Here is a 20,623-nt window from a genome sequence, read left to right as displayed (position 1 = left end):
CAGATGACGGGCGACACACCGACGGACGCGGCGCCGGCCGCCGCGCCGCAGGCACTGGCCGGTGTGCGGGTGCTGGAAATCGGCGGCGGCGCGGCCGCGGCCTATTGCGGCCGCCTGCTGGCCGACGCGGGCGCCGACGTGCACAGCACCGCGTTGAGCGAAGCGCTGCGCCTGGCGGGCATCGTGCGCGCCGACGATCCGCTCGAGCAGGCTTATGGCCAGTGGCTCGCAGCCGGCAAGACGGTGCTGCCGGCGATGGCGCAAGGCGCGCCGCTGCAGGCACTGAGCCGCAGCTTCGACCTGGTGCTGGTGGGCGAGGCATCGCAGTGCGACGCCAGCGCGCTGCAGCCGCGCGTGGCCAGCGTCGACCTGTCGTGGTTCGGCCGCACCGGACCCCGCCGCGACTGGCCCGGCAGCGACCTCATCGTCCAGGCGCTGACCGGCCTGCCGCAGATGGTCGGCACGCAAGAGGGCCCCCCGCTGGCCCATGGCGACCGGCAGGCCACCATGGTCGGCGGTGTCACCGCCTACATCGCGGCCTGCGCCGCCCTGCTGGCCGAGGCCACGCAGGCGCCGCGCCGGCTGGAGGTGGCGATCGCCGAGGCCAACCTGGTGCTGGCCGAGATGCACATGTACTTCTTCCAGCGCGACGGCTTGCCGATGCGTCGCTGGGGCATCAACCGTTTCGCGCCCAACAGCCCGGTGGGCATCTACCCGTGCCGCGAGGGCTGGGTCGGCATCACCGTGGCCACGCCCGACCAGTGGCGCGCCCTGTGCGAGGCGCTGGACCTGCGGGCCATGGCCGCAGACGAGGGCCTGGCAACGCGGGAACTGCGCTTCGGCCGCCTGGACGAGGTGGAGCAGGGCCTGTGCGCCGCGTTGGCCCGGCGCACGGCCACGGAATGGGCCGAGGTCGGGCGCGAGTACCGGGTGCCCATCGTCGTGGTGCCCGACGCCGACGGCATCCTGGCGCATCCGGTCTTCCGGGCGCGCGGCTCGCTGGCCCGGTTGATGTTGCCGGGGCGTGCGGTGCAGGTGCCGCGGACGCCCTTCGGCCTCAGCGCCACGCCGGTGGCGACCCGGCTGACGCCGGCGCGTGCCGCGTCGGCCGATGGCGCCGCAGCGCCGACAGAGGCCCCAGCAGCCCGGGCCACCGCCGCACACGCGCCGCCCTTGCAAGGCGTCACCCTGGTCGATTTCTCCATGGGCTGGGCCGGCCCGCTGGCCTCGCGCCTGCTGGCAGACCTGGGCGCCACCGTCGTCAAGATCGAGGCGGCCCGCTACCCGGACTGGTGGCGCGGCATGAACTGGACACCCGAGTTCATCGCCGAGCGCGGCTACGAGCTGTCGAGCATCTTCTGCGGCATGAACCGCGGCAAGCAGGGCGTCAGCATCGACCTGACCCTGCCTGCCGGCCGGCAGGTGGCCCTCGACCTGGTGCGCGGCGCGGACGCCGTGGTCGAAAACCAGGCCGCGGGCGTGATGGCCAAGTTCGGCCTGGACTACGCGCAGCTGCGCGCGGTGCGGCCCGATGTGGTCATGGCCTCGATGTCCTGCTTCGGCACCGGCAACGCCTGGTCGGGCACGCGCGCCTATGGCTCGACGCTGGAGCAGGGCAGCGGCCTGCCCAGCTTCACGGGCACGCCCGGCACTGCGCCGACGATGACGCACCTGGCGCACGGCGATCCGGTGGGCGGGCTCTACGGCTGCGCCGGCCTGCTGACGGCGCTGGTGCACCGCCGCCGCCATGGCCATGGGCAGTACGTCAACATCAGCATGGTCGAGGCCATGCTGCAGTTCACGACGCCAGCACTGCTGGCGCACCAGCTGGCACCGGCCGCTGCGCTGCGGCGCGGCAACCGCCGCGGCTTCGCCGTGCCGCACGGCATCTACCCGGCCGCTGGTGAAGACCAGTGGCTGGCGCTGGAGGTGGCCGACGACGCCGGCTTCGCCGCCCTGTGCGGGCTGCTGGGGCGCAGCGAGTGGGCACACGACCCGGCCTTGCGCACGCTGGAGGGCCGGCGTCAAAGGGAGGACGCCATCGACGCGGCCATCGCCGACTGGTCGCGTCCGCAGCCCGCTGCATCCGCTGCAACCGCGCTGCGCGCCGCCGGCATCGGCGCGGCGGCGCTGCTGCGTGCCGACCAACTGGAAGGCGATCCGGACCTCGCCGGGACCGACCTGTTCGTCGACATGGACCGCGCCGTGTCCGGCCCACAGCGCCAGATCGGCCCCGCCATCCGCCAGAACGGCCAACGCCTGGGTGCGCACAGCCCGGCGCCCCTTCTGGGCGAGCACAGCCAGGCCGCGCTGCAGGCCCATGCAGGCATCGGCAGGGCGCGCTTCGATGCGCTGGTAGCCGAGGGCGTGATCGGCCTGTCGCCCAAGCCCGCCCGCAACCTCGTGTAGCCACGCGGTTCCACCGCAACCGAACCACAACTGCTGGAGACTGAACGATGACCCAACCTGCCCCCGGCTCGCAGGCCTGGCTGAACCAGGTGCGCGAAGAGGCGATCGACCCCGACCGCCCCATCATCGACCCGCACCACCACCTGTGGGTGGCGCGCGGCGACTGGGGCCCCTACCTGCTCGGCCAGCTGTGGGCCGACACGGGCGGCGGCCACAACATCCAGAAGACCGTGTTCATCGAGTGCCGGGCCAGCTACCGCGCCGACGGCCCCGAGCACCTGCGCAGCGTGGGGGAGGCCGAGTTCGTGGCCGGCATCGCGCGCGCCAGCCGCGAGGGCGGTGGCGGCGCCGAGATCGCCGGCTTCGTCGGCCACGCCGACCTGCGCCAGGGCGAGGCGCAGCTGCGCGAGGTGCTGGCCGCACAGGCCGATGCGGCGCAGGGCCTGTTCCGCGGCATCCGCCATGCCGGCGCGCGCGACGCCAACCCCGAGGCCCTGACCATCCCCGGCCGCGGCAGCGAAGGCCTGTACGCCGACGCCGATTTTCGCGCCGGCGTGGCCCTGCTGGGCCGCCTGGGCCACACCTACGACACCTGGCACTACCACCACCAGAACGCCGACTTCGCCGCGCTGGCGCGCGCCGTGCCGGGCACGACGCTGGTGCTGGACCACTTCGGCACGCCGCTGGGCGTGGGCGCGTATGCCGGCCAGCGCGACGCGATCTTCAGCCAGTGGCAGCGCGACATCGCAGAAATCGCGCGCTGCCCCAACGTGGTCGCCAAGCTGGGCGGCCTGGCCATGCCCGACAACGGCTTCGGCTGGGACCGGCGCGCGCTGCCGGCCCATTCGGACGAACTGGTCGAGGCCCAGGGACGCTACTACCGGCACACCATCGAGTGCTTCGGTCCGCAGCGCTGCATGTTCGAAAGCAACTTCCCGGTAGACCGGCGCTCGCTGCCGTACGTGAGCTACTGGAACGCGATGAAGAAGATCGCGGCGGGGTATTCGGAGGGCGAGCAGCACGCCATGTTCCATGACACCGCAGCGAGGGTGTACCGGATCTGAACCTCGCAGCGCAGGCATGGAGCCACCGCTTCACGCCGTGCTGCGCAGACCGCACGCGCGGCGCACACCTCAAAGAATGGAGACGAGATGGAGCTTTTCTTTCAGCAGGTTCTCAACGGCCTGACGCTGGGCGGCATCTACAGCCTGGTGGCACTCGGGCTGACGCTGGTCTACGGCATCCTGCGTGTGCCCAACTTTGCGCACGGCGCGTTCTACATGGTGGGTGCGTTCGCCTCGTTCCACCTCATGGTGGCGTGGGGGCTGAACTACTGGGTGGCCATGGCCGGTGCCGCGCTGTGCGTGGCGGTGCTGGCCACGCTGGCCGAGCGCCTGGTGTTCCACCCCTTGCGCAACGCCAGCGGGCTGCACCCCATGATCGCGGCCATCGGCCTGCTGCTGTTCCTGGAGGCCGGTGCGCAAGCCATCTGGGGTGCTGAATTCCACCGCATGCCGACGCCCTATGGCGGCATGGTCGAGGTGGCCGGCGTCACGGCGCCGGTGCAGCGCTTGCTGATCATCGGTGCTGCCTTTGCATTGATGCTGGCACTGCATCTGTTCCTCACGCGCACGGTCATGGGCTCGACCATCGTCGCCATGGCGCAGAACCGCGACGGTGCCTCGCTGGTGGGCATCGATGCCAACCGCGTCGCCATGCTGACATTCGCGATCTCGGGCGCGCTCGCGGCCGTGGCGGCGGCCTTGTTCGCGCCGATCAACCTGGTCTTTCCGGCCATGGGCAACCTGGTGATCACCAAGGCCTTCGTCATCATCATCCTGGGCGGCATGGGCAGCGTGCCGGGGGCCATCGTCGGCGGCCTGATCATCGGCTTCGCCGAGAGCTTCGGCGCCTTCTACATCTCGACCGACTACAAGGACATCATCGCCTTCGCCATCCTGGTGCTGATCCTGTCGCTGCGTCCGCAGGGCATCTTCTCGAAGGGGGCGCACTGATGAGCCCGGGCGCTGCACGCATCGGCTGGGCCGTGCTGTTCGCGGCCGGCCTGGCGTTCCCCCTGCTGGCCCGCAACGACTACCACCTCACGGTGATGTCGACCGCCTACATCTTCGCGCTGGCCACCCTGGGCCTGAACCTGATCGTGGGCTACACGGGCCAGTTCAACCTGGCCCACAGCGGCTTCATGGCGGTCGGTGCCTACACCGTGGGCATCCTGACGGTGGACCACCAGGTGCCGTTCTGGATCGCCTTTGCGCTGTCGGGCGTCTTCGCCACCGTGCTGGGCTTCTTCGTCGGCATCGTGTCGCTGCGGCTGAAGGGGCACTTCTTCTCGATCTTCACGATGTCGGTGGGCTACATCATGTTCCTCGTCATCGAGAAGTGGGACAGCCTGACGCACGGCCCGGTCGGCATCATCGGCATCCCGGTGCCGTCGCCGATCGGCCCGCTGCGCTTCGAGACGCCGCTGTCGCTGTACTACCTCGTGTTCGCCGTGCTCGTGGTGGGTGTCTGGCTGATGCACCGCATCACGCGCTCGCTGCTCGGACGCTCGTTCATGGCCATCCGCAACAGCGACGCCCTGGCCGAGTCGATCGGCATCAACCCGATGCGCACCAAGCTGCTGGCCTTCATGCTGTCGGTGTTCTACGCGGGCATGGCCGGCGGGCTCTACGCCGGCTTCGTGCGCTTCCTCGGCCCGGGCCTGGCGGGCGTGGAGACCACCTTCGACATGACGGTGTCCATGATCGTCGGCGGCCTGGGCACCCTGCTCGGGCCGCTGGTCGGCGCCATCATGATGCCCTGGCTCGCGCAGTACCTGCAGTTCCTGCAGGAGTACCGCTTCATCGTGTTCGGGCCGATCCTCATCCTGCTGGTGATCTTCGTGCCGCACGGCATCGTTGGGAGCTTCCTGGCCTGGCGCGTGCGCCGGGCCGCGGCACAGCGCGCGCCACGCGCACCCAGTCCACCCAGCGCAACGGTTGGAGGGAACCGCCATGCTTGAGATCAGCCACCTCACGAAGCGCTTCGGCGGCCTGGCGGCCGTCCACGACGTCAGCACCACGATCGAGGCCGGCCGCATCAACGCCATCATCGGCCCCAACGGCGCCGGCAAGACCACTTTCTTCAACCTCATCAATGGCGTGCACCGGCCCACCAGCGGGCGCATCGTCTTCAAGGGCCAGGATGTCACCAACCTGCCGGCGGACCAGATGGCACGCCTGGGCATCGCCCGCACCTTCCAGACCACGACGCTGTTCGACGTGGCCAGCGTGCTCGACAACCTGATCGTGGGCCACCGCCTGCGCACGCGCTCCGGTCTGTGGGATGTGCTGGTCGGCTCCCGGCGGCTGCGGCAGGAGGAGCAGGTCTGCCGCGAGAAGGCGCGTGCGGCGCTCGACTTCGTCGGCCTGGCGCACCTGGAGCACCGGGTGGCCGGCGACATCTCGCAGGAAGAGCGCAAGCGCCTGGCCTTCGCGCTGGCCTTGTCGACCGACCCGTCGCTGGTGCTGCTGGACGAGCCTGCCGGCGGCGTCAACCCGGACGAGACGCTCGGGCTCGCCGAGCTGATCCGCAAGATGGTGAAGAGCGGGCTCACCGTCTGCCTGATCGAGCACAAGATGGACATGATCATGAGCCTGGCCGACAAGATCCTGGTGCTGAACCATGGCGAGCGCATCGCCGAGGGCACGCCGGCCGAGATCCGCCGCAATCCGGCCGTGATCGATGCCTACCTCGGCACCGACCACGCGGGGATCGACCACCTGGAGGCTGCTGATGCTCGCGCTTGACCAGGTCAGCCTCAACTACGGCAGCTTCCGTGCGCTGGATGGCGTGAACCTGCATGCGCGCGAGGGCGAGCTCGTGGTGCTGCTGGGCGCGAACGGTGCCGGCAAGAGTTCGATCTTCCTGACCGCCAGCGGCCTGCACAAGGCCGCCGGCGGCAGCATCAAGTTCCAGAACCGGGAACTCGTCGGCATGAAGCCGTCGCAGATCGTGGCGTCCGGCGTGGTGCAGTGCCCCGAGGGGCGCAAGCTGTTCCCGCAGATGTCGGTGCTGAAGAACCTCACGCTGGGCGCCTACGTGCACCGCAGCGACCGAGCCGGCAACCAGAAGGTGCTGGACGAGGTGCTGGGGATGTTCCCCATCCTCGACGAGAAGAAGGACGACCCGGCCGGCTCTCTGAGCGGTGGCCAGCAGCAGATGGTGGCCATTGGCCGCGCACTGATGGGCCGGCCCAAGGCGCTGCTGCTGGACGAACCCTCGCTCGGTCTGGCGCCGCTGGTGGTCAAGATGGTGTTCGAGGTCATCCAGCGCATCAACCAGGCCGGCACCACGGTGCTGCTGGCCGAGCAGAACGCGTTCGCGGCACTGCGGATCGCGCACCGCGCCTATGTGCTGGAGCGTGGACGCATCGTGCTCGAAGGCGACCGCGAAAGCCTGCTCAACAACGAAGCCGTGCGGCGCGCCTACATCGGCGCCTGAGCGTTTATTTTTTACACACGAAGGAGACTGCCATGCGTTTGCAACCGAACCGTCTTGCCACCGCACTCGCCGCCGGGCTGGTGCTCACCGCCCCTGCAATGGCGCAGGAGGTCGTGAAGATCGGCTTTTCAGGCCCTTTGAGCGGCGGCGCCGCCCTGTACGGCAAGAACGTGCTGGACGGCATGAACATGGCCGTGGACGAAATCAATGCTGCAGGGTTCGAGGTCGCCGGCAAGAAGTACAAGCTGGAGATCGCCGCGCTGGACGACAAGTACAACCCGTCGGAGACCGCCATCAACGCACAACGCCTCGTGCAGGAGAGCAAGACGCCGGCCGTTCTCGTGCCGCACTCGGGCGGCATCTATGCCCTGCAGACCAACAACGAAGCGCAGAAGTACCTGGTGCTGGCCTATAGCAGCACACCGCAGATCACCGCACGCGGCAACAAGCTGACCTTGCGGATTCCGCCGGACTTCACCTCCTACATCGAGCCGTTCATCAACTACACGACGAAGAAGTTCGGCAAGAACGTGGCCATCGCCGATGCCGACCATGACTACGCCAAGGCCTGGAACGCCGCGTTCAAGCCCCTGCTCGAGAAGGCCGGCGGCAAGGTCGTCGCCGACAACCCCATGAGCTACACCCGGGCGACGGACTTCTACAGCGGGGTCAGCCGCGCACTGGCGGGCAAGCCCGACGTGATGTTCATCGGCGGGCCTTCGGAGCCGACCGGTCTGGTCGTCAAGCAGGCGCGCGAGCTCGGCTTCAAGGGCGGCTTCATCCTGATCGATCAGGCCAAGCTGGACGAGGTCGCCAAGGTCAGCGGAGGCTATGGCTCGCTCAACGGCGCCATCGGCGTGCTGCCTGTGATGGAAGACAAGCTGCCCGAGTCGGTCGCCTTCGTGCAGCGCTTCCAGAAGCTGTACCCGAACCGGCTCGTGACCTCGGAGACCTCCCTGAACTACAGCGCCGTCCATGCCACCGCCCTGGCCATGAAGCTGGCCGGCAGCGTGACCGACGCCACGGCCATCCGCGCCAAGCTCAACGAGGCCTTCAAGACCATGCCGCGCAGGGAGAACATGTTCGGGGTGTCCGGCGTCGACGCCACAGGTAGCTCGGAGGCTGACGGCCGGGCCGCCGTAGTGGAAGACGGCAAGATCCGGGAAGTCATGCTGAACTCGCTGAAGTAGGCGCCTGCCGGCACGGCGCTGCCCGCCCGGTCAGGCGAACTGGCCGAGGCCCAGGGGCGCTGCTACCGGCACACCATCGAGTGCTTCGGTCCGCAGCGCTGCATGTTCGAAAGCAACTTCCCGATGGACCGGCGCTCGCTGCCTTACGTGAGCTACTGGAACGCGATGAAGAAGATCGCGGCGAGGTATTCGGAGGGGGAGCAGCACGCCATGTTCCATGACACCGCAGCGAGGGTGTACCGGATCTGAAGGAGGGTGAGCTTGCGACTTCCCTGCATTCATGGGGCGTCACAGCGACAGGTCGCAGCGATCGATCGCGGCAAGCCGATCCGTCACGTGCGTCCCGTTGATGTCGACGCCCAAGGGGCTTTCCCCTTGGGCTCGCGGGAAGGCCTGCGCACGTGCCATGCCTCATGCGTCGCCGACGATGACGGTCACGGTGCCGCTGCCCGCGCAATTGGGACACTCGGCGTCCGCGACGCGGCCGCTGCCGCCGCATCGTGGGCAGATACCCTCGGCGCTCTGCGGCGTGCCTGCCGGTGTCTCGTCGCCGGGGCGTGCCAGAGAGGCATCCTGTGGGGTGGAGGAGGGGGAAGAGGTCGATGGCATGGCGCTAGCCGGGCAATTGAGGTGCCCGGCGACAGGGCCTGGGCAACAGTCGGGCATCCCGTTTGCTGCTGCCGGGGCATGCTGCACCAACGACGCCGAAAGCCCTGCCGATGACTGCCGACGCCGCCATCGCGCGCCGCATGTCGGCCAACGGGCTGAGCTTGCACGTCCGTGTGCAAGGCGCCGAGGGCGCGCCGCTCGTGATCCTGCTGCATGGCTTTCCCGAAACCGGCGACGCCTGGACGGCACTGGCCGGCGCCCTGGCCGCCGAAGGCTGGCGCGTGGCGGCACCGGACCAGCGCGGCTACGGCCGCAGTGACAAACCCGCTGGGCTGCGCGCCTACGCGCTCGATGTCCTGGCCGATGACGTGCTGCATCTGAGCACCGCGCTTGGCCATGCGCGCTTCGCCGTGGTCGGCCACGATTGGGGCGGAGTGGTGGCCTGGCACCTGGCCGCCCGCGATGCACGACGGGTGCGCGCCGCCTGCATCCTCAATGCGCCGCACCCCGGCAGCCTGCCGGGTTTCAGCCTGGTGCATCCAATGCAGCTGCTGCGCAGCACCTACGTCGCCTTTTTCCAGATGCCGGGCGTGCCCGAGTGGCTGCTCGGTGCGCACGACAACGCGCTGCTCCAGCGCCTTCTCACCGGCAGCAGCCGCCCCGGCACGTTCGACCCGGCGCGGCTGGCCGCTTACCGGCAAGCCTGGCGCGCGGAAGGTGCACTCACCGGCATGCTCAACTGGTACCGCGCGCTGCCATGGTCGCGGTCGCTCATGTCGACGATCGATGTGCCGGTGCAGGTGATCTGGGGCGACCGCGACCTTGCGCTCGACGCCGGACTGGCGGAGGCCGGGCTGCGCGTTTGCCGGCAAGGAGCATCGGTGCACCTGCCGCAGGCCAGCCACTGGCTCCACCACGAGGAGCCCGAGCGGGTGGCGAGGCGCACCATCGATTTCCTGCGCCGGGCAGCACCGCCGGACGCCGACAGTGCAGACCCACCGGCCACCGCGGAGACAGCGGCGTGAACGGAGAGAGCAGCTGGCCTGCGACCGCAAGCGCACGCATGCCTGCGCTCCCGTCACCGCTCCGGGCACAGGTCGGTGTGCACTAGCGCGGTGGCCGCAGCCGTGCCAGCGCGAGCAGCAGGCACGCCGTTTGCCCCCAGCGTTGCGGCCGTGGGTGGCGCACGGCCCGCGCGGCGGTAGACAAAATGCCCTCTTCCCGCGCACGCCGATCCGCAGTGCAATGCGCAGGCCGATGCAGCGTGCAGACGTCATGTGCGCCGTGGGCTCACCAAGGTTTTCCTCTAGATGGACCCGATCACGCTTTCCCGCATCCAGTTCGGATTCACGATCTCGTTCCACATCGTGTTTCCGGCATTGACCATCGGCTTGGCCAGCTACCTCGCCGTGCTGGAAGGGCTGTGGCTGCGCACGGGCCGCAAGGTGTACCTGGACCTCTACCAGTTCTGGATCAAGGTGTTCGCCGTGGCCTTCGGCATGGGCGTGGTGTCGGGCCTGGTGATGGCCTACCAGTTCGGCACCAACTGGAGCAACTTCTCGCGCTTCGCGGGCGGCGTGACCGGCCCCTTGCTGGCCTACGAGGTGCTGACAGCGTTCTTCCTCGAGGCGGGTTTCCTGGGCGTGATGCTGTTCGGGCGCGAGCGCGTGGGGCCGGCCTTGCATTTCGTGTCCACGCTCGCGGTGGCGCTCGGCACGCTGGTCTCGGCCACCTGGATCCTGGCCTCCAACAGCTGGATGCACACGCCGCAGGGCCACGAGATCATCGACGGGCGGGTGGTGCCGGTGGACTGGCTGCGCGTGATCTTCAACCCCTCGTTCCCCTACCGGCTCACGCACACGGTGGTGGCCTCGTACATCGCCACGGCGCTCATGGTGGCCGGCGCCGCGGCCTGGCACCTGCTGCGCGGCAACGACAACACGCGCATCCGCACCATGCTGTCCATGGCCATGTGGATGTTGCTGGCCGCCACGCCCATCCAGGCCTTCATCGGCGACCAGCACGGCCTGAACACGCTGCAGTACCAGCCTGCCAAGCTGGCCGCCATCGAGGGGCACTGGGAGCATGGCGCCGAAGGCGAAGGCGTGCCGCTGATCCTGTTCGGCCTGCCCGACATGGCGGCCGAAACCACGCGCTACGCCGTGGAGATCCCGCGCGCCGGCAGCCTGCTGCTGACGCACAGCTGGGACGGCCGCATCCCGGCGCTGAAGGACTTCGCGCCCGCGGACCGGCCCAACGCGACCATCGTGTTCTGGACCTTCCGCCTGATGGTGGGCCTGGGGCTGCTGATGATCGCGCTGTCGGCGTGGGGCCTGTGGCTGCGGCGCGGGCAGCGGCTGTTCTCGCAACGCGGCTTCCTGCGCTTCGCGCTGGCGCTGTCGCCAGCGGGGTTGGTGGCCATCCTGGCCGGCTGGTACACCACCGAGATCGGCCGGCAGCCCTGGATCGTGCACGGGCTCATGCGCACCGCAGACGCCGCCTCGCCGCAGCACTCGGCGACGCAGGTCGGTTTCACGCTGGCGCTCTTCGTGGTGGTGTATTGCGTGGTGTTCGGCGCCGGCACGGCCTATGGGCTGCGGCTCATCACCAAGGGCCCCGCATCGGACGAAGGCGACCTGCCGGTACAGGGCGGGCCCGGCGAGCCGCGCCACCCGATGCGCCCGCTGTCGGCGGCGACCGAGGGAGTGGACGCACACGGCGACACCGCCGCACCGGAGCACCGCCATGGGCATTGACCTTCCCCTGGTGTGGGCCGTGATCATCCTGTTCGGCATCATGATGTACGTGGTGATGGACGGCTTCGACCTGGGCATCGGCATCCTGTTTCCGTTCGTGCAGGCGAAGGAAGACCGCGACGTGATGATGAACACCGTGGCGCCCGTGTGGGACGGCAACGAGACCTGGCTGGTGCTGGGCGGCGCGGGGCTGCTGGCGGCGTTCCCGCTGGCGTATGCGGTGATCCTGAGCGCGTTCTACCTGCCGCTGATCCTGATGCTGATCGGCCTCGTGTTCCGTGGCGTGGCGTTCGAGTTCCGCTTCAAGGCGCGGGCCGGCAAGCGCCGCTGGTGGGACGCGGCCTTCATCGGTGGCTCGGTCACCGCCACGTTCTTCCAGGGCGTGACGCTGGGCGCCTTCCTGAACGGGCTGAAGGTGGCCGACGGCAACTTCGCGGGCGGCTCCTTCGACTGGGTGAGCCCGTTCTCGCTGTTCACCGGCCTGGCGCTGATCGCCGCCTACGCGCTGCTGGGCGCCACCTGGCTCATCATGAAGACCGAGGGCGCGCTGCAGCAGCGCATGCGCCGGCTGGCGATGCCGCTGGTGTGGACGATGTTCGGCGTGATCGTGGCGCTGAGCGTGTGGACGCCGCTGCAGCACGCCGCCATCGCGGCCCGCTGGTTCAGCCTGCCGAACATCCTGTACCTGGCGCCGGTGCCGGCGCTGGTGGGGCTGGTGGTGTGGCGGCTGCTGAGGGAGGTGCCGGGGCACGGCCACGCCTCGCCGTTCGTGCTGACGTTGTGCCTGCTGTTCCTGGGCTACTCCGGCCTGGGCATCAGCCTGTGGCCCAACGTGATCCCGCCGGACATCTCGATCTGGCAGGCCGCAGGCCCGGCGCAGAGCCTGGGCTTCGCGCTGGTGGGAGCGCTGCTGATCATCCCCATCATCCTCATGTACACGGCCTGGAGCTACTGGGTGTTCCGCGGCAAGGTGCGGCACGGCGATGGCTACCACTGAGAGCCCGCCACGTGGGGCAGCGCCCACAGGTGTGCACGCACCATCGCGCAGGGGCTTGCGCGGGCGGCCCCTCGCACCGCCGCCTGCGTCGCCGCGCCAGTGGCTGAGCCGCATCGGCTGGATGGTGGCGATCTGGGGCGTCAGCGTGGCCACGCTGGCAGGTGCCGCAGCCCTGCTGCGGCTGCTGATGGGGGCCATGGGCTGGTCCACCTGAACGTGCCGCCGACCCGCTTCAGCTGAGGACGCGGGCGGTCGGGCCGATGCGGGCGCGTTCCGGCCTGGTCGCGGGCTTCGGCGAGGCGTTGTCCGACACGGGTGTGCGCTGGGTGCGCTTTCTTTCGGCATTGCGATTCCGGCACGGGATGGACGCCATCGGCGTCGTCGATCCACGCACGCACCCTCAAACGGAGACCTTTCATGCAATCGATCCAGACCAGCCGGCGCTCGGGCCGTTCCACCATCTCGGCCTGCCTCGTCGTGGCTGCCATCGCCGCCGCGCCGGCATTCGTGCAGGCGCAAAGCACCGGTACAGGCACCACAGGGGGCGGCACTTCCGGGACGACAGGCGGTGCGGCCGGCGCGGCGCGCAACGACGCCACGACCGGCTCGGGCGGGGCCAGGTCCGGTGCCAGCGCCCCGTCCGGCAGCTCCAGGGGCAACAGCGGCATGTCCGACCGTGGAACGAACCGCAGCGGCACCACGGGCAGCGGCGGCACGACATCCGGCAACAACAACACCGCCAGGGGCAGCACCGGCGGCATGGGCGGCAGTTCCGGCGGCTCGGGCGGCAGCACCGGCTCGGGCAGCACCGGCTCGGGCAGCACGGGATCGGGCAGCGGCGGCGGCACTGGTGGGAGCAGTGGAACTGGCGGCATGGGTGGCGGCTCCGGCGGCGGTACCGGCCGCTGATCCATCCAGAAAGGCCCAAGGGCCCTGCAGAACGCAAGCCACGCCGCCAGCTGACAAACGCGCGATGACACCGTGCATCGCGCGGATGCAGGTGGGGCGCTGCTATGAAGCGCGCGCTTTCCCGCCTGCGCCCCGCCGGCACGCGGCCCCTGCCTGCCCTGTAAGCCTTGCCGAACATTTTTCCGCGCGGCATGCAGGGGTCGTCACCACTGCGTTGGCGGCACGGCCACGAGTACATGGGCGGGCATGGGCCTTGCCCACCCATGGCCCACGACTCCAAAGGAAATGACGGCGATGCGATCGACCCATTCGATGCCCTTCGGCGCCAGCGTGCGCGCCGGCGGGGGTGTGGACTTCCGCCTCTGGGCGCCCGCCACCGACAGCGCGGCCCTGGTGCTCGGCACGGCCGAGCCACTTCGCACCGTGGACGCCACGCGCGGCGACGACGGCTGGTGGCACTGCACCGTGGCGGATGCCGGCGCCGGCACGCTGTACCGCTGGCGCATCGACGGCGGGCAGCTGGTGCCCGACCCGGCCTCCCGCAGCAACCCGCAGGGCGTGCATGGCCCCAGCTGCGTGGTGGACGCCACCCGCTTCGCGTGGGACGACGACTGGCGCGGCCGGCCCTGGAACGAGGTGGTGCTGTACGAGCTGCATGTCGGCACGTTCACCCACGAGGGCACGTTCGCCAGCGCTGCCACGCGCCTGGCCGACCTCGCCGCGCTGGGCATCACCGCCGTGGAACTGATGCCGGTGGCCGCATTCGGCGGGCAGTTCGGCTGGGGTTACGACGGTGTGCTGCCGTTCGCACCGCATTCCGCCTATGGCAGCCCGGACGACCTGCGCGCCTTCGTGCAGCATGCGCACCGGCTGGGCCTCATGGTGTTCATGGACGTCGTCTACAACCACTTCGGGCCGGACGGCAATTTCCTTGCGGCCTACGCGCCGGGCTTCTTCTCGCAGACACACCAAAGCCCGTGGGGCGCCGCCATCAATTTCGACGGCGCCGACAGCCGCTGGGTGCGCGAGTTCTTCGTCCACAACGCGCTGTACTGGGTGGAGGAGTTCCACATCGACGGCCTGCGGCTGGACGCCGTGCATGCCATCGTGGACTCCAGCCAGCCCGACATCGTGCAGGACATCGCCACCGCCGTGCGCGCCGCAGCAGCGGGCCGCCACGTGCACCTGACGCTGGAGAACGAGCGCAACGCACACAGCCGCCTGGCACCCAGGCCCGAGCCCGGCCATTACGACGCGCAATGGAACGACGATTTCCACCATGTGCTGCACGTGGCGCTGACCGGCGAGTGCTCGGGCTACTACCGCGACTACGCCGAGGAGCCGCTGGACCTGCTGGCCCGCTCGCTCACGCACGGCATGGTGTTCGAAGGCTCCGCGCGCAAGCCTGCCGGTGGCCGCGAGGCCTGCGTGCCGGCGCCCCCGCAGCCGCTGGGCGCCATGGTGAACTTCGCGCACAACCACGACCAGGTGGGCAACCGCGCGTTCGGCGAGCGCCTGTCGCAGCTGGTGCCGGCCGAGGCCGCGCCGCTCGCGACCTTGCTGGCGCTGTTGACGCCGGCCACGCCGATGCTGTTCTTCGGCGAGGAGTTCGGCGCGGCCTCGCCGTTCCTGTACTTCGCCGACTGGCAGGGCGAACTGCGCGACGCGGTGCGCGCGGGCCGCCAGCGCGAATTCGGCCATGCAGTGGACGAAGGCAGCGGCCAGGTGCTGCCCGACGCGTGCAGTGTCGCCACCTTCGCGATGAGCCGGCTGGACTGGCTGGCGCGCGACAGCCCGCAGGGCCGCCGGCAGTGGGACCTGGTGCGCCGCGCGCTGGTTGCGCGGCGCCGCTGGGTCAGCCCACGCCAACACAAGCTGCTGACCGGCCAACACACCGCCCGCCGGGTGGGCAGCACGGGCTTGGCCGTGCAGTGGCGCTACGCGGACGGGCTGGTGCTGGAACTCGACGTCAACCTGGGCGACGCGCCGCTGCAGGTCGAAGCGCTCGCGGCCGGCCCGGTGGAGACCACGCCCGTGTTCGCGCAGCGCTGGCCGGCCGATGCGCCGCAGGGCACATGGCCGGCCTGGGCAGCGCGCTGGCAGATCGGCCCGGAGATCACGTTGTGAACCACACTGGGGGTAGCGCCCGATCCGGCTGACCAGGCGCCAGTTCGGCCAGGTTGGGTGTGTTGCCGCGGGCTGGGCAATTCCGCGCAACTGCGCGCGCTGCCGAGCCTGTGGATGGTGCGCAGAACTGGCGGCGTTCCGGGGCGGTCAACGCGACCCGGGACTTCATCGGCATCTGGCGCGGCCAGCGATCGTCCAGCACCCGCACCGCGCCTCCAGGCAGAATCCAGACGAACGGGGCGAGCCCGGCATCAGGCCTGGCGGGAAGCCCATCTCGAGAAATGGAGCAGCACCAATGGCACTCACGAAGAGGGGCAAGTTCTGGTACGGGACGACGTCCGGCGACACCCAAGCCGAACTTCGCAGCTACAGCGTTGCGAATCGCCATGAGGCCGTCCGGTTCGCCACGTCCAAATGCGATTGCGGATGCCGGACTTTCGCGCTGCAGACCGATGAAGAAGCCGGTGTGGCAATCCGCACCTGCACCGACTGCGGGCAGGAACACCTGATGGGCGACAGCCAGGACCACGTTGACGAAGCCGCGCCTGAGGCGCACGAGTGCGTGTGCGAGAACGAGGTGTTCGAGCTGGTGTCCGGCGTCTCCGTGTCCGAAGGCACACATGACGTGCGGTGGTACTACATTGCCTGCCGCTGCGTGGAATGCAACCTGGTCGGGGTCTTCGCAGACTGGCAGTGCGAAGCAGGTGATGCAGCGGCCTTCCTCGCCAAGGTCTGAGCATGACGTCATCGGTGGACTTGGCGGCATCGATGGCCGCCAGTGCTGCGCTGCTGATGTCACGTCGATGAGGTTGACGACAGAGGGCGTGAAGCAGCCGACTGGCTCATGACCTCGGCCCTTCCTGGTCCGCTAAGAGCATCTGGCGCTGCCGCTGTCATGGCTTGCCACGGCAGCGGCCGCGCTACCGACGCAGTCACCGCACCGCGCTAACGACCGTTTCTCCGACGCCATCTTCGGATGGTCGCGCCCTCGGCGCCCGACGCCTTCATCCCAGCCCGCCCCCCAACCATGCGGCTGCGCATACCCCTCCAGGTACTTCGCCCGCACATCCACACTGGCCTCGCGGCCCAGCGCGCGCCCATGCGCTGCAAGCCAGCGGTCGCACGCCGCGTGGCCCTGGGCCCGCAGCATCTCGAACAGATCCATCCCCACGGTCCGCTTGATGGACGGCTCGGCCACCGCCTGCTCCACCGATTCGGCCAGGCTGACCACGTGCAGGCGCAGGTGGGCGTGGGCATGGCTGCGGTTGAGGTGCTCCAGCAGCCGCAGCTCGTCGACCAGGCCGCGGATCGAGGCCAGCTCGTTGATGCGGTTCAGGATGTTCTTGGCCGTGGTGGGCAGATCGTCGCGGCGCAGCGGCGTCAGTTCCACCAGCAGGATGTCGGCCTGCAGCTCGGGTGGGAATAGCGGCCACAGCAAGGGGTTGGCGGCATAGCTGCCGTCCCAGTACGGCTCGCCATCGATCTCGACGGCCTGGAACAGCAGCGGCGCGCAGGCCGAGGCGAGCAGGGCGTCGATGCCGAGTGCGCCGGGGCCGAACACCCGGCACACGCCGGTCCGGGCGTTGAGCGCGTTGACATGCAGGCGCGTCGGTGCGCTGGCGTTGAGCGTCTGCACATCCACCAGGCCTGCCAGCACGCGGCGCAGCGGCTCCATGGCAAAGGGATTGGTCTGGTAGGGCGAGAGCAGCGGCGCTGCGTCGTCCCACACGCCCAGGCCGGGCTTGCGCAGCGGCGTCAGCAGCCAGGTCAGCGGCGCGCCGACCGCCGCGATGTCGTGCCACAGGCGCGCCAGCCGTTGCTTGGCCACCTGCGGGCCACCCGCGTGCAGGCCGCACACCAGCACGGCGCCGTTGAGCGCGCCGGCGCTGGTGCCGCTGACACCCTCGATGGCGATGTCGGGCTCGTCCAGCAGACGGTCCAGCACACCCCAGGTGAAGGCGCCATGGGCGCCGCCGCCCTGCAGCGCCAGTTGCAGCCGCTTCATGGCGCGGCCCCGGTGCTGGTGGCCGGCGGTGCGGGCGGGACGCAGGGGGTGCCCGCCGCTCCACGCCTGCAGCGGCGGCGGCAGGGGCGGGGCAGTGCGGCGCTATGGGGCACAGGCGGCCCTGCAGGCGTCGACGAAGCGGCACGCAGCCTCGCCATCGGGGTCGCCGCGGTGCCAGATGGGCGGGCCATCGCTGTCGGCATCGCCAGCCACCAGCGCCGTGTGCAGCGCTGCGCGCAGATCCGTCGGCACCAGCGGCTCGTCGGCCAGTAGCGAGGCAGCGATCCGCGCGGCGCGCGGGCTCAGGGCCTCGGCCTGCACTTGGAGCGGGCCGGCCCGCGTGTCGGCGCTCAGCAATCTTGTACCGCCGGCGCGCGGCGGGCCGGGGCGTGGAGGCCCGCGCTGCGGTCGGCAGCAGCGCCGGGGCGGTGTGGTGTTGGAAGGGCAGGGACGAGGGCTTGCATGGACGCGTGGACGAACGACGGATTGAAGAACAACCCGTGGCAATCCGCATGCCCGGCGTGGCTGGGCACGCACCTTGCCGGGTGCGGACGCATGCACGCGCTGCGCGTGCCAGCCGTCCGGAGCCGCACTGGCCACAGGCGGCCACCACGGAGAAGCGGGCATGTACCTGACCTTGAAGACGCTGCACATCGTCTCGTCCACCATCCTGTTCGGAACCGGCCTGGGCACGGCGTTCTTCATGCTGATGGCCAACCGCACGCGCAACCGCGCGGCCATCACCGTGGTGACGCGCGTGGTGATGCAGGCCGACCTCTACTTCACCACGCCGTCGGGCTTCATCCAGCCGGTCACGGGCGTCGGCATGGTGGTGATGGCCGGTTTCCCCCTGCAGTTAGCGCCGATGAACTGGCTGGGGGCCTCGGTCCTGCTGTACCTGCTGGCGGGCGCGTGCTGGCTGCCGGTGCTGTGGCTGCAATGGCGCATGCACAGGCTGGCCGCACAGTCCCGCGAGCCCGAGCTGCCGGCGCCGTACTGGCGGTACGAGAGGGTGTGGGCAGCGCTCGGCGTGCCGGCGTTCACGGCGCTGGTGGTGGTGTTCTGGCTCATGACGGCCAAGCCGTTCTGACGCGGCGCCGCCCGCAGCCGGCACCCGGGACGGGCGTGCCGGCTGCGGTGGTGGCCCGAGCCGTTCGGCCCGCATGGTCCACGCTCACTCGGCCGCAAGGTAGCAGCGCTGCGCGACGGCGATGGCCAGGCCGGCGCTGTCGTGCGGCGCGGTGACTGGAGAAATTGCAGCAACTCTTGCAGTTGGTGCCGGCGGTGCGCGCGGCCCAGGTGCCGAGGTTGCCGCGCTGGCGCGGCTTCGTGGGAAGCGCGCTGCGCTCTCGGTCGCCCCGCGTTGCGCAGCGCGCGGCACGGGGCGTCAGGGATCGGTGACGGGATCGCGGTGGCGCGCGCGGAAGTCGGCGAGCTCGGCAGCGTCCGGCACGTCCAGCTGCAAGCCGCAGATGACGCAGGCCGCAGCTTGGTCGGCAGCGTAGCGCTGCAGCTCCGTGGTGCAGTTGGGGCAGGCGAGGAAGCTGGCCAGCCGGGGCTCGTGCGTCGGCGTGTGCGGCGCGGCGACGCGGGCCACGGCCTCGGCCATCGCCTGCGCGAGCCGTGGGGGCAGCTCGCCACCGACAGCGCAGCGCAGGCCGCCACCCGCGCTGCGGCGGGTTCTGGCGGAGCAGAGCACGCAGAAGATGTCGCAGGATTCCTGCGCTTCGATGTCGTTGGCATCCGGGGGGTAGCGGGGCGTGGTGTTCATGGGAGCAGATGGTCATGCCGGGCCTGGACGGCGGCAATCGCCGTGCCACCGCTGGCATGGCACCGCCGGTGAACGCAAGCCCGGCAGCCACGCGCCTGGCTGCCAGCGCCGCCCAGCGCCTTGAGCGACCGCGGCGCGCGCCGATTCGGTCTGCGCCTGGGCTTGGGCCTCGGAGGCGCGCGGCAGGCTCTCGTCGGCTTGCAGCACCTCGATCAGGCGTGACGACGCCGCCCCGGTACGCCGCGCACGACGCACTGCGGGCGCGCACGAGCGACTGCACGCCGTCCGCGCCAGGCGCCGCCCGTGGATCGCGCGGGCTGCTGAGGCGCCTCGGCGCCGGGGCCGTGCGGCGCGGCCGATCGACCGGTCAACCTGGCACGGCCGGCAGCAGCTCCTCGACGGTGCCGAGCCGCGCCACCACCAGGTCGATGAAGGCCGACACCGCCAGCGGCAGGTGCCGCCGGCTGGGGTACACCACGTGCACGCCGTGGCCCGCGCGGTGGTACTGCGCCAGCACGGGCACCAGCAGGCCGGCGCGCAGCTCGCGGCGCGTCATCGTCGACGGCAGCAGCGCGATGCCCAGGCCCGCCAGCGCCGCCTTGCGCAGCGCCTGCGCGGTGTTGCCGCTGAACCGGCCGGACACCTGCACTTCTGCCGGGGCGCCGCCAGGCCCCGACAGGTGCCAGGTGGCGCGTTCGCCCGGGTGGCCGAACACCAGGCAGTCGTGCCCGCCCAGGGCCTGCAGGGTGTCCGGCACGCCGCGTGCCGCGATGTAGTGCGGGCTGGCCACCAGGCCGTCGATGCCCGGGTCCAGCACCTTGCGCGCGAAGAAGCCGGAGTCTTTCAGCACGCCGCCGCGGATCGCCACGTCGATGCGGTCCGCGATCAGGTCGGCGCGCGCATCGCTGAGCACGAAGTCCACGCGCACGCGCGGATGCGCCGCCAGGAACTGCGCCAGCCATTCCATCGGGAAGAAGTCGAAGAAGTCGGCCGGCGCGGCCACGCGCACCAGGCCGCTGGGCTCCTGCTCGGCCGACGCCAGCGCCTGGCCGGCATCGAGCAGCCCGTCGACCGCGCTGGCGCAGCGCGCGTGGAAGGCCTGCCCTGCGCTGGTGAGCGACAGGCTGCGGGTGGAACGCTGCAGCAGCCGGGTGCCCAGCTGCGCCTCGAGCTGCTGCACGCGGCGGCTCAGCGTGTTGGGCGGCACGCCGAGCCGGCGCGAGGCCTCGGCAAAGCTGCCGCAGCGCACCACCTGAACGAACACGGCCACGTCGTTGAGGTCCAGCATGCGTGATTCCTGTGTTCTGTGGATGAGTGCAATCCGATTGTGCCGGCTAGTCAAGCAAT

Annotated in this window: 20 protein-coding genes and 1 pseudogene; 16 read left to right on the top strand and 5 right to left on the bottom strand. The window is 70.3% G+C overall.

Features of this window, described 5'->3' with window-relative positions:
• Positions 1-3 precede the first annotated feature (3 nt).
• The 15 genes from DES41_RS08130 to DES41_RS08055 all read left to right on the top strand — a co-directional run bounded on the left by DES41_RS08130 (position 4) and on the right by DES41_RS08055 (position 16,236).
• Positions 4-2,409 carry a CaiB/BaiF CoA-transferase family protein gene (locus DES41_RS08130; protein ID WP_114467137.1) on the top strand — a complete coding sequence of 802 codons (2,406 nt, stop codon included), beginning with the start codon at positions 4-6 and terminating at the stop codon, positions 2,407-2,409.
• 47 nt (positions 2,410-2,456) lie between these two features.
• The gene (locus tag DES41_RS08125; protein WP_114467136.1) at positions 2,457-3,473 is read left to right on the top strand and encodes an amidohydrolase family protein; all 1,017 of its coding nucleotides are present in this window, start codon (positions 2,457-2,459) and stop codon (positions 3,471-3,473) included.
• Between the two features lie 87 nt (positions 3,474-3,560).
• On the top strand, positions 3,561-4,424 hold the full coding sequence (locus tag DES41_RS08120) for a branched-chain amino acid ABC transporter permease (protein WP_114467135.1): 864 nt from the start codon (positions 3,561-3,563) through the stop codon (positions 4,422-4,424).
• Complete coding sequence (locus DES41_RS08115; protein ID WP_114467134.1) at positions 4,424-5,431, top strand: branched-chain amino acid ABC transporter permease; 1,008 nt, start codon at positions 4,424-4,426, stop codon at positions 5,429-5,431. Before DES41_RS08120 ends, DES41_RS08115 begins: the two co-directional genes overlap by 1 nt.
• A complete protein-coding gene (locus tag DES41_RS08110; RefSeq protein ID WP_114467133.1) occupies positions 5,424-6,218 on the top strand; it encodes an ABC transporter ATP-binding protein in 795 nt (264 codons plus the stop codon). Before DES41_RS08115 ends, DES41_RS08110 begins: the two co-directional genes overlap by 8 nt.
• A complete protein-coding gene (locus DES41_RS08105) occupies positions 6,205-6,912 on the top strand; it encodes an ABC transporter ATP-binding protein (protein WP_114467132.1) in 708 nt (235 codons plus the stop codon). The genes DES41_RS08110 and DES41_RS08105 overlap by 14 nt, the downstream gene beginning before the upstream one ends.
• Before the next feature lie 32 nt (positions 6,913-6,944).
• Complete coding sequence (locus tag DES41_RS08100) at positions 6,945-8,102, top strand: ABC transporter substrate-binding protein (protein WP_114467131.1); 1,158 nt, start codon at positions 6,945-6,947, stop codon at positions 8,100-8,102.
• A gap of 18 nt (positions 8,103-8,120) precedes the next feature.
• Complete coding sequence (locus DES41_RS38720) at positions 8,121-8,351, top strand: amidohydrolase family protein (protein ID WP_114467130.1); 231 nt, start codon at positions 8,121-8,123, stop codon at positions 8,349-8,351.
• A 470-nt stretch (positions 8,352-8,821) separates the two neighbouring features.
• Positions 8,822-9,736: an alpha/beta fold hydrolase gene (locus tag DES41_RS08085; protein WP_114467128.1), complete on the top strand. Its 915-nt coding sequence runs from the start codon at positions 8,822-8,824 to the stop codon at positions 9,734-9,736.
• A gap of 285 nt (positions 9,737-10,021) precedes the next feature.
• On the top strand, positions 10,022-11,467 hold the full coding sequence (locus DES41_RS08080; RefSeq protein WP_114467127.1) for a cytochrome ubiquinol oxidase subunit I: 1,446 nt from the start codon (positions 10,022-10,024) through the stop codon (positions 11,465-11,467).
• Positions 11,457-12,464, top strand: a complete 1,008-nt coding sequence (cydB, locus tag DES41_RS08075) for a cytochrome d ubiquinol oxidase subunit II (RefSeq protein ID WP_114467126.1) — start codon at positions 11,457-11,459, stop codon at positions 12,462-12,464. The genes DES41_RS08080 and cydB overlap by 11 nt, the downstream gene beginning before the upstream one ends.
• A 55-nt stretch (positions 12,465-12,519) precedes the next feature.
• Positions 12,520-12,678, top strand: coding sequence for a DUF2474 family protein (locus DES41_RS08070; protein WP_245965619.1), 159 nt, complete (start codon positions 12,520-12,522; stop codon positions 12,676-12,678).
• A 203-nt stretch (positions 12,679-12,881) separates the two neighbouring features.
• Entirely contained in the window at positions 12,882-13,373 is a 492-nt protein-coding gene (locus DES41_RS08065; protein WP_114467124.1) for a hypothetical protein, read from the top strand.
• 294 nt (positions 13,374-13,667) lie between these two features.
• Complete coding sequence (gene treZ, locus DES41_RS08060) at positions 13,668-15,500, top strand: malto-oligosyltrehalose trehalohydrolase (protein WP_114467123.1); 1,833 nt, start codon at positions 13,668-13,670, stop codon at positions 15,498-15,500.
• 295 nt (positions 15,501-15,795) lie between these two features.
• Positions 15,796-16,236 carry a hypothetical protein gene (locus tag DES41_RS08055; protein WP_114467122.1) on the top strand — a complete coding sequence of 147 codons (441 nt, stop codon included), beginning with the start codon at positions 15,796-15,798 and terminating at the stop codon, positions 16,234-16,236.
• Between the two features lie 132 nt (positions 16,237-16,368).
• On the opposite strand, the gene DES41_RS08050 is transcribed toward DES41_RS08055, so the two are convergent.
• Both DES41_RS08050 and DES41_RS08045 read right to left on the bottom strand, forming a co-directional pair.
• A complete protein-coding gene (locus tag DES41_RS08050) occupies positions 16,369-17,505 on the bottom strand; it encodes a patatin-like phospholipase family protein (RefSeq protein WP_114467121.1) in 1,137 nt (378 codons plus the stop codon).
• Positions 17,506-17,607: 102 nt separating this feature from the next.
• On the bottom strand, positions 17,608-17,862 hold the full coding sequence (locus DES41_RS08045; RefSeq protein ID WP_114467120.1) for a hypothetical protein: 255 nt from the start codon (positions 17,860-17,862) through the stop codon (positions 17,608-17,610).
• A 268-nt stretch (positions 17,863-18,130) separates the two neighbouring features.
• Here DES41_RS08045 and DES41_RS08040 point away from each other — a divergent pair, with 268 nt between their 5' ends.
• Positions 18,131-18,595, top strand: a complete 465-nt coding sequence (locus DES41_RS08040; RefSeq protein ID WP_114467119.1) for a DUF2269 family protein — start codon at positions 18,131-18,133, stop codon at positions 18,593-18,595.
• Between the two features lie 297 nt (positions 18,596-18,892).
• Here the strand turns inward: DES41_RS08040 and DES41_RS38330 are convergent, their stop codons facing one another.
• The 3 genes and pseudogenes from DES41_RS38330 to DES41_RS08025 all read right to left on the bottom strand — a co-directional run bounded on the left by DES41_RS38330 (position 18,893) and on the right by DES41_RS08025 (position 20,564).
• Complete coding sequence (locus DES41_RS38330; protein WP_114467118.1) at positions 18,893-19,276, bottom strand: hypothetical protein; 384 nt, start codon at positions 19,274-19,276, stop codon at positions 18,893-18,895.
• Between the two features lie 12 nt (positions 19,277-19,288).
• A pseudogene (locus DES41_RS39000) lies at positions 19,289-19,589 on the bottom strand (hypothetical protein); the annotation flags it as partial.
• 54 nt (positions 19,590-19,643) lie between these two features.
• The gene (locus DES41_RS08025) at positions 19,644-20,564 is read right to left on the bottom strand and encodes a LysR family transcriptional regulator (RefSeq protein WP_114467117.1); all 921 of its coding nucleotides are present in this window, start codon (positions 20,562-20,564) and stop codon (positions 19,644-19,646) included.
• Positions 20,565-20,623: the final 59 nt, after the last annotated feature.

Source organism: Pseudorhodoferax soli, assembly GCF_003337555.1.
Lineage (GTDB): Bacteria > Pseudomonadota > Gammaproteobacteria > Burkholderiales > Burkholderiaceae_C > Pseudorhodoferax > Pseudorhodoferax soli.
This window is presented reverse-complemented; position numbering and strand designations above follow the sequence as displayed.

What these genes read in the sequence shown, in the direction of transcription:
- DES41_RS08130 (WP_114467137.1), top strand. Translation starts at nt 4, where the DNA reads ATGACGGGCGACACACCGACGGACGCGGCGCCGGCCGCCGCGCCGCAG.
- DES41_RS08125 (WP_114467136.1), top strand. Translation starts at nt 2,457, where the DNA reads ATGACCCAACCTGCCCCCGGCTCGCAGGCCTGGCTGAACCAGGTGCGC.
- DES41_RS08120 (WP_114467135.1), top strand. Translation starts at nt 3,561, where the DNA reads ATGGAGCTTTTCTTTCAGCAGGTTCTCAACGGCCTGACGCTGGGCGGC.
- DES41_RS08115 (WP_114467134.1), top strand. Translation starts at nt 4,424, where the DNA reads ATGAGCCCGGGCGCTGCACGCATCGGCTGGGCCGTGCTGTTCGCGGCC.
- DES41_RS08110 (WP_114467133.1), top strand. Translation starts at nt 5,424, where the DNA reads ATGCTTGAGATCAGCCACCTCACGAAGCGCTTCGGCGGCCTGGCGGCC.
- DES41_RS08105 (WP_114467132.1), top strand. Translation starts at nt 6,205, where the DNA reads ATGCTCGCGCTTGACCAGGTCAGCCTCAACTACGGCAGCTTCCGTGCG.
- DES41_RS08100 (WP_114467131.1), top strand. Translation starts at nt 6,945, where the DNA reads ATGCGTTTGCAACCGAACCGTCTTGCCACCGCACTCGCCGCCGGGCTG.
- DES41_RS08085 (WP_114467128.1), top strand. Translation starts at nt 8,822, where the DNA reads ATGACTGCCGACGCCGCCATCGCGCGCCGCATGTCGGCCAACGGGCTG.
- DES41_RS08080 (WP_114467127.1), top strand. Translation starts at nt 10,022, where the DNA reads ATGGACCCGATCACGCTTTCCCGCATCCAGTTCGGATTCACGATCTCG.
- cydB (WP_114467126.1), top strand. Translation starts at nt 11,457, where the DNA reads ATGGGCATTGACCTTCCCCTGGTGTGGGCCGTGATCATCCTGTTCGGC.
- DES41_RS08065 (WP_114467124.1), top strand. Translation starts at nt 12,882, where the DNA reads ATGCAATCGATCCAGACCAGCCGGCGCTCGGGCCGTTCCACCATCTCG.
- treZ (WP_114467123.1), top strand. Translation starts at nt 13,668, where the DNA reads ATGCGATCGACCCATTCGATGCCCTTCGGCGCCAGCGTGCGCGCCGGC.
- DES41_RS08055 (WP_114467122.1), top strand. Translation starts at nt 15,796, where the DNA reads ATGGCACTCACGAAGAGGGGCAAGTTCTGGTACGGGACGACGTCCGGC.
- DES41_RS08050 (WP_114467121.1), bottom strand. Translation starts at nt 17,505, where the DNA reads ATGAAGCGGCTGCAACTGGCGCTGCAGGGCGGCGGCGCCCATGGCGCC.
- DES41_RS08040 (WP_114467119.1), top strand. Translation starts at nt 18,131, where the DNA reads ATGTACCTGACCTTGAAGACGCTGCACATCGTCTCGTCCACCATCCTG.
- DES41_RS38330 (WP_114467118.1), bottom strand. Translation starts at nt 19,276, where the DNA reads ATGAACACCACGCCCCGCTACCCCCCGGATGCCAACGACATCGAAGCG.
- DES41_RS08025 (WP_114467117.1), bottom strand. Translation starts at nt 20,564, where the DNA reads ATGCTGGACCTCAACGACGTGGCCGTGTTCGTTCAGGTGGTGCGCTGC.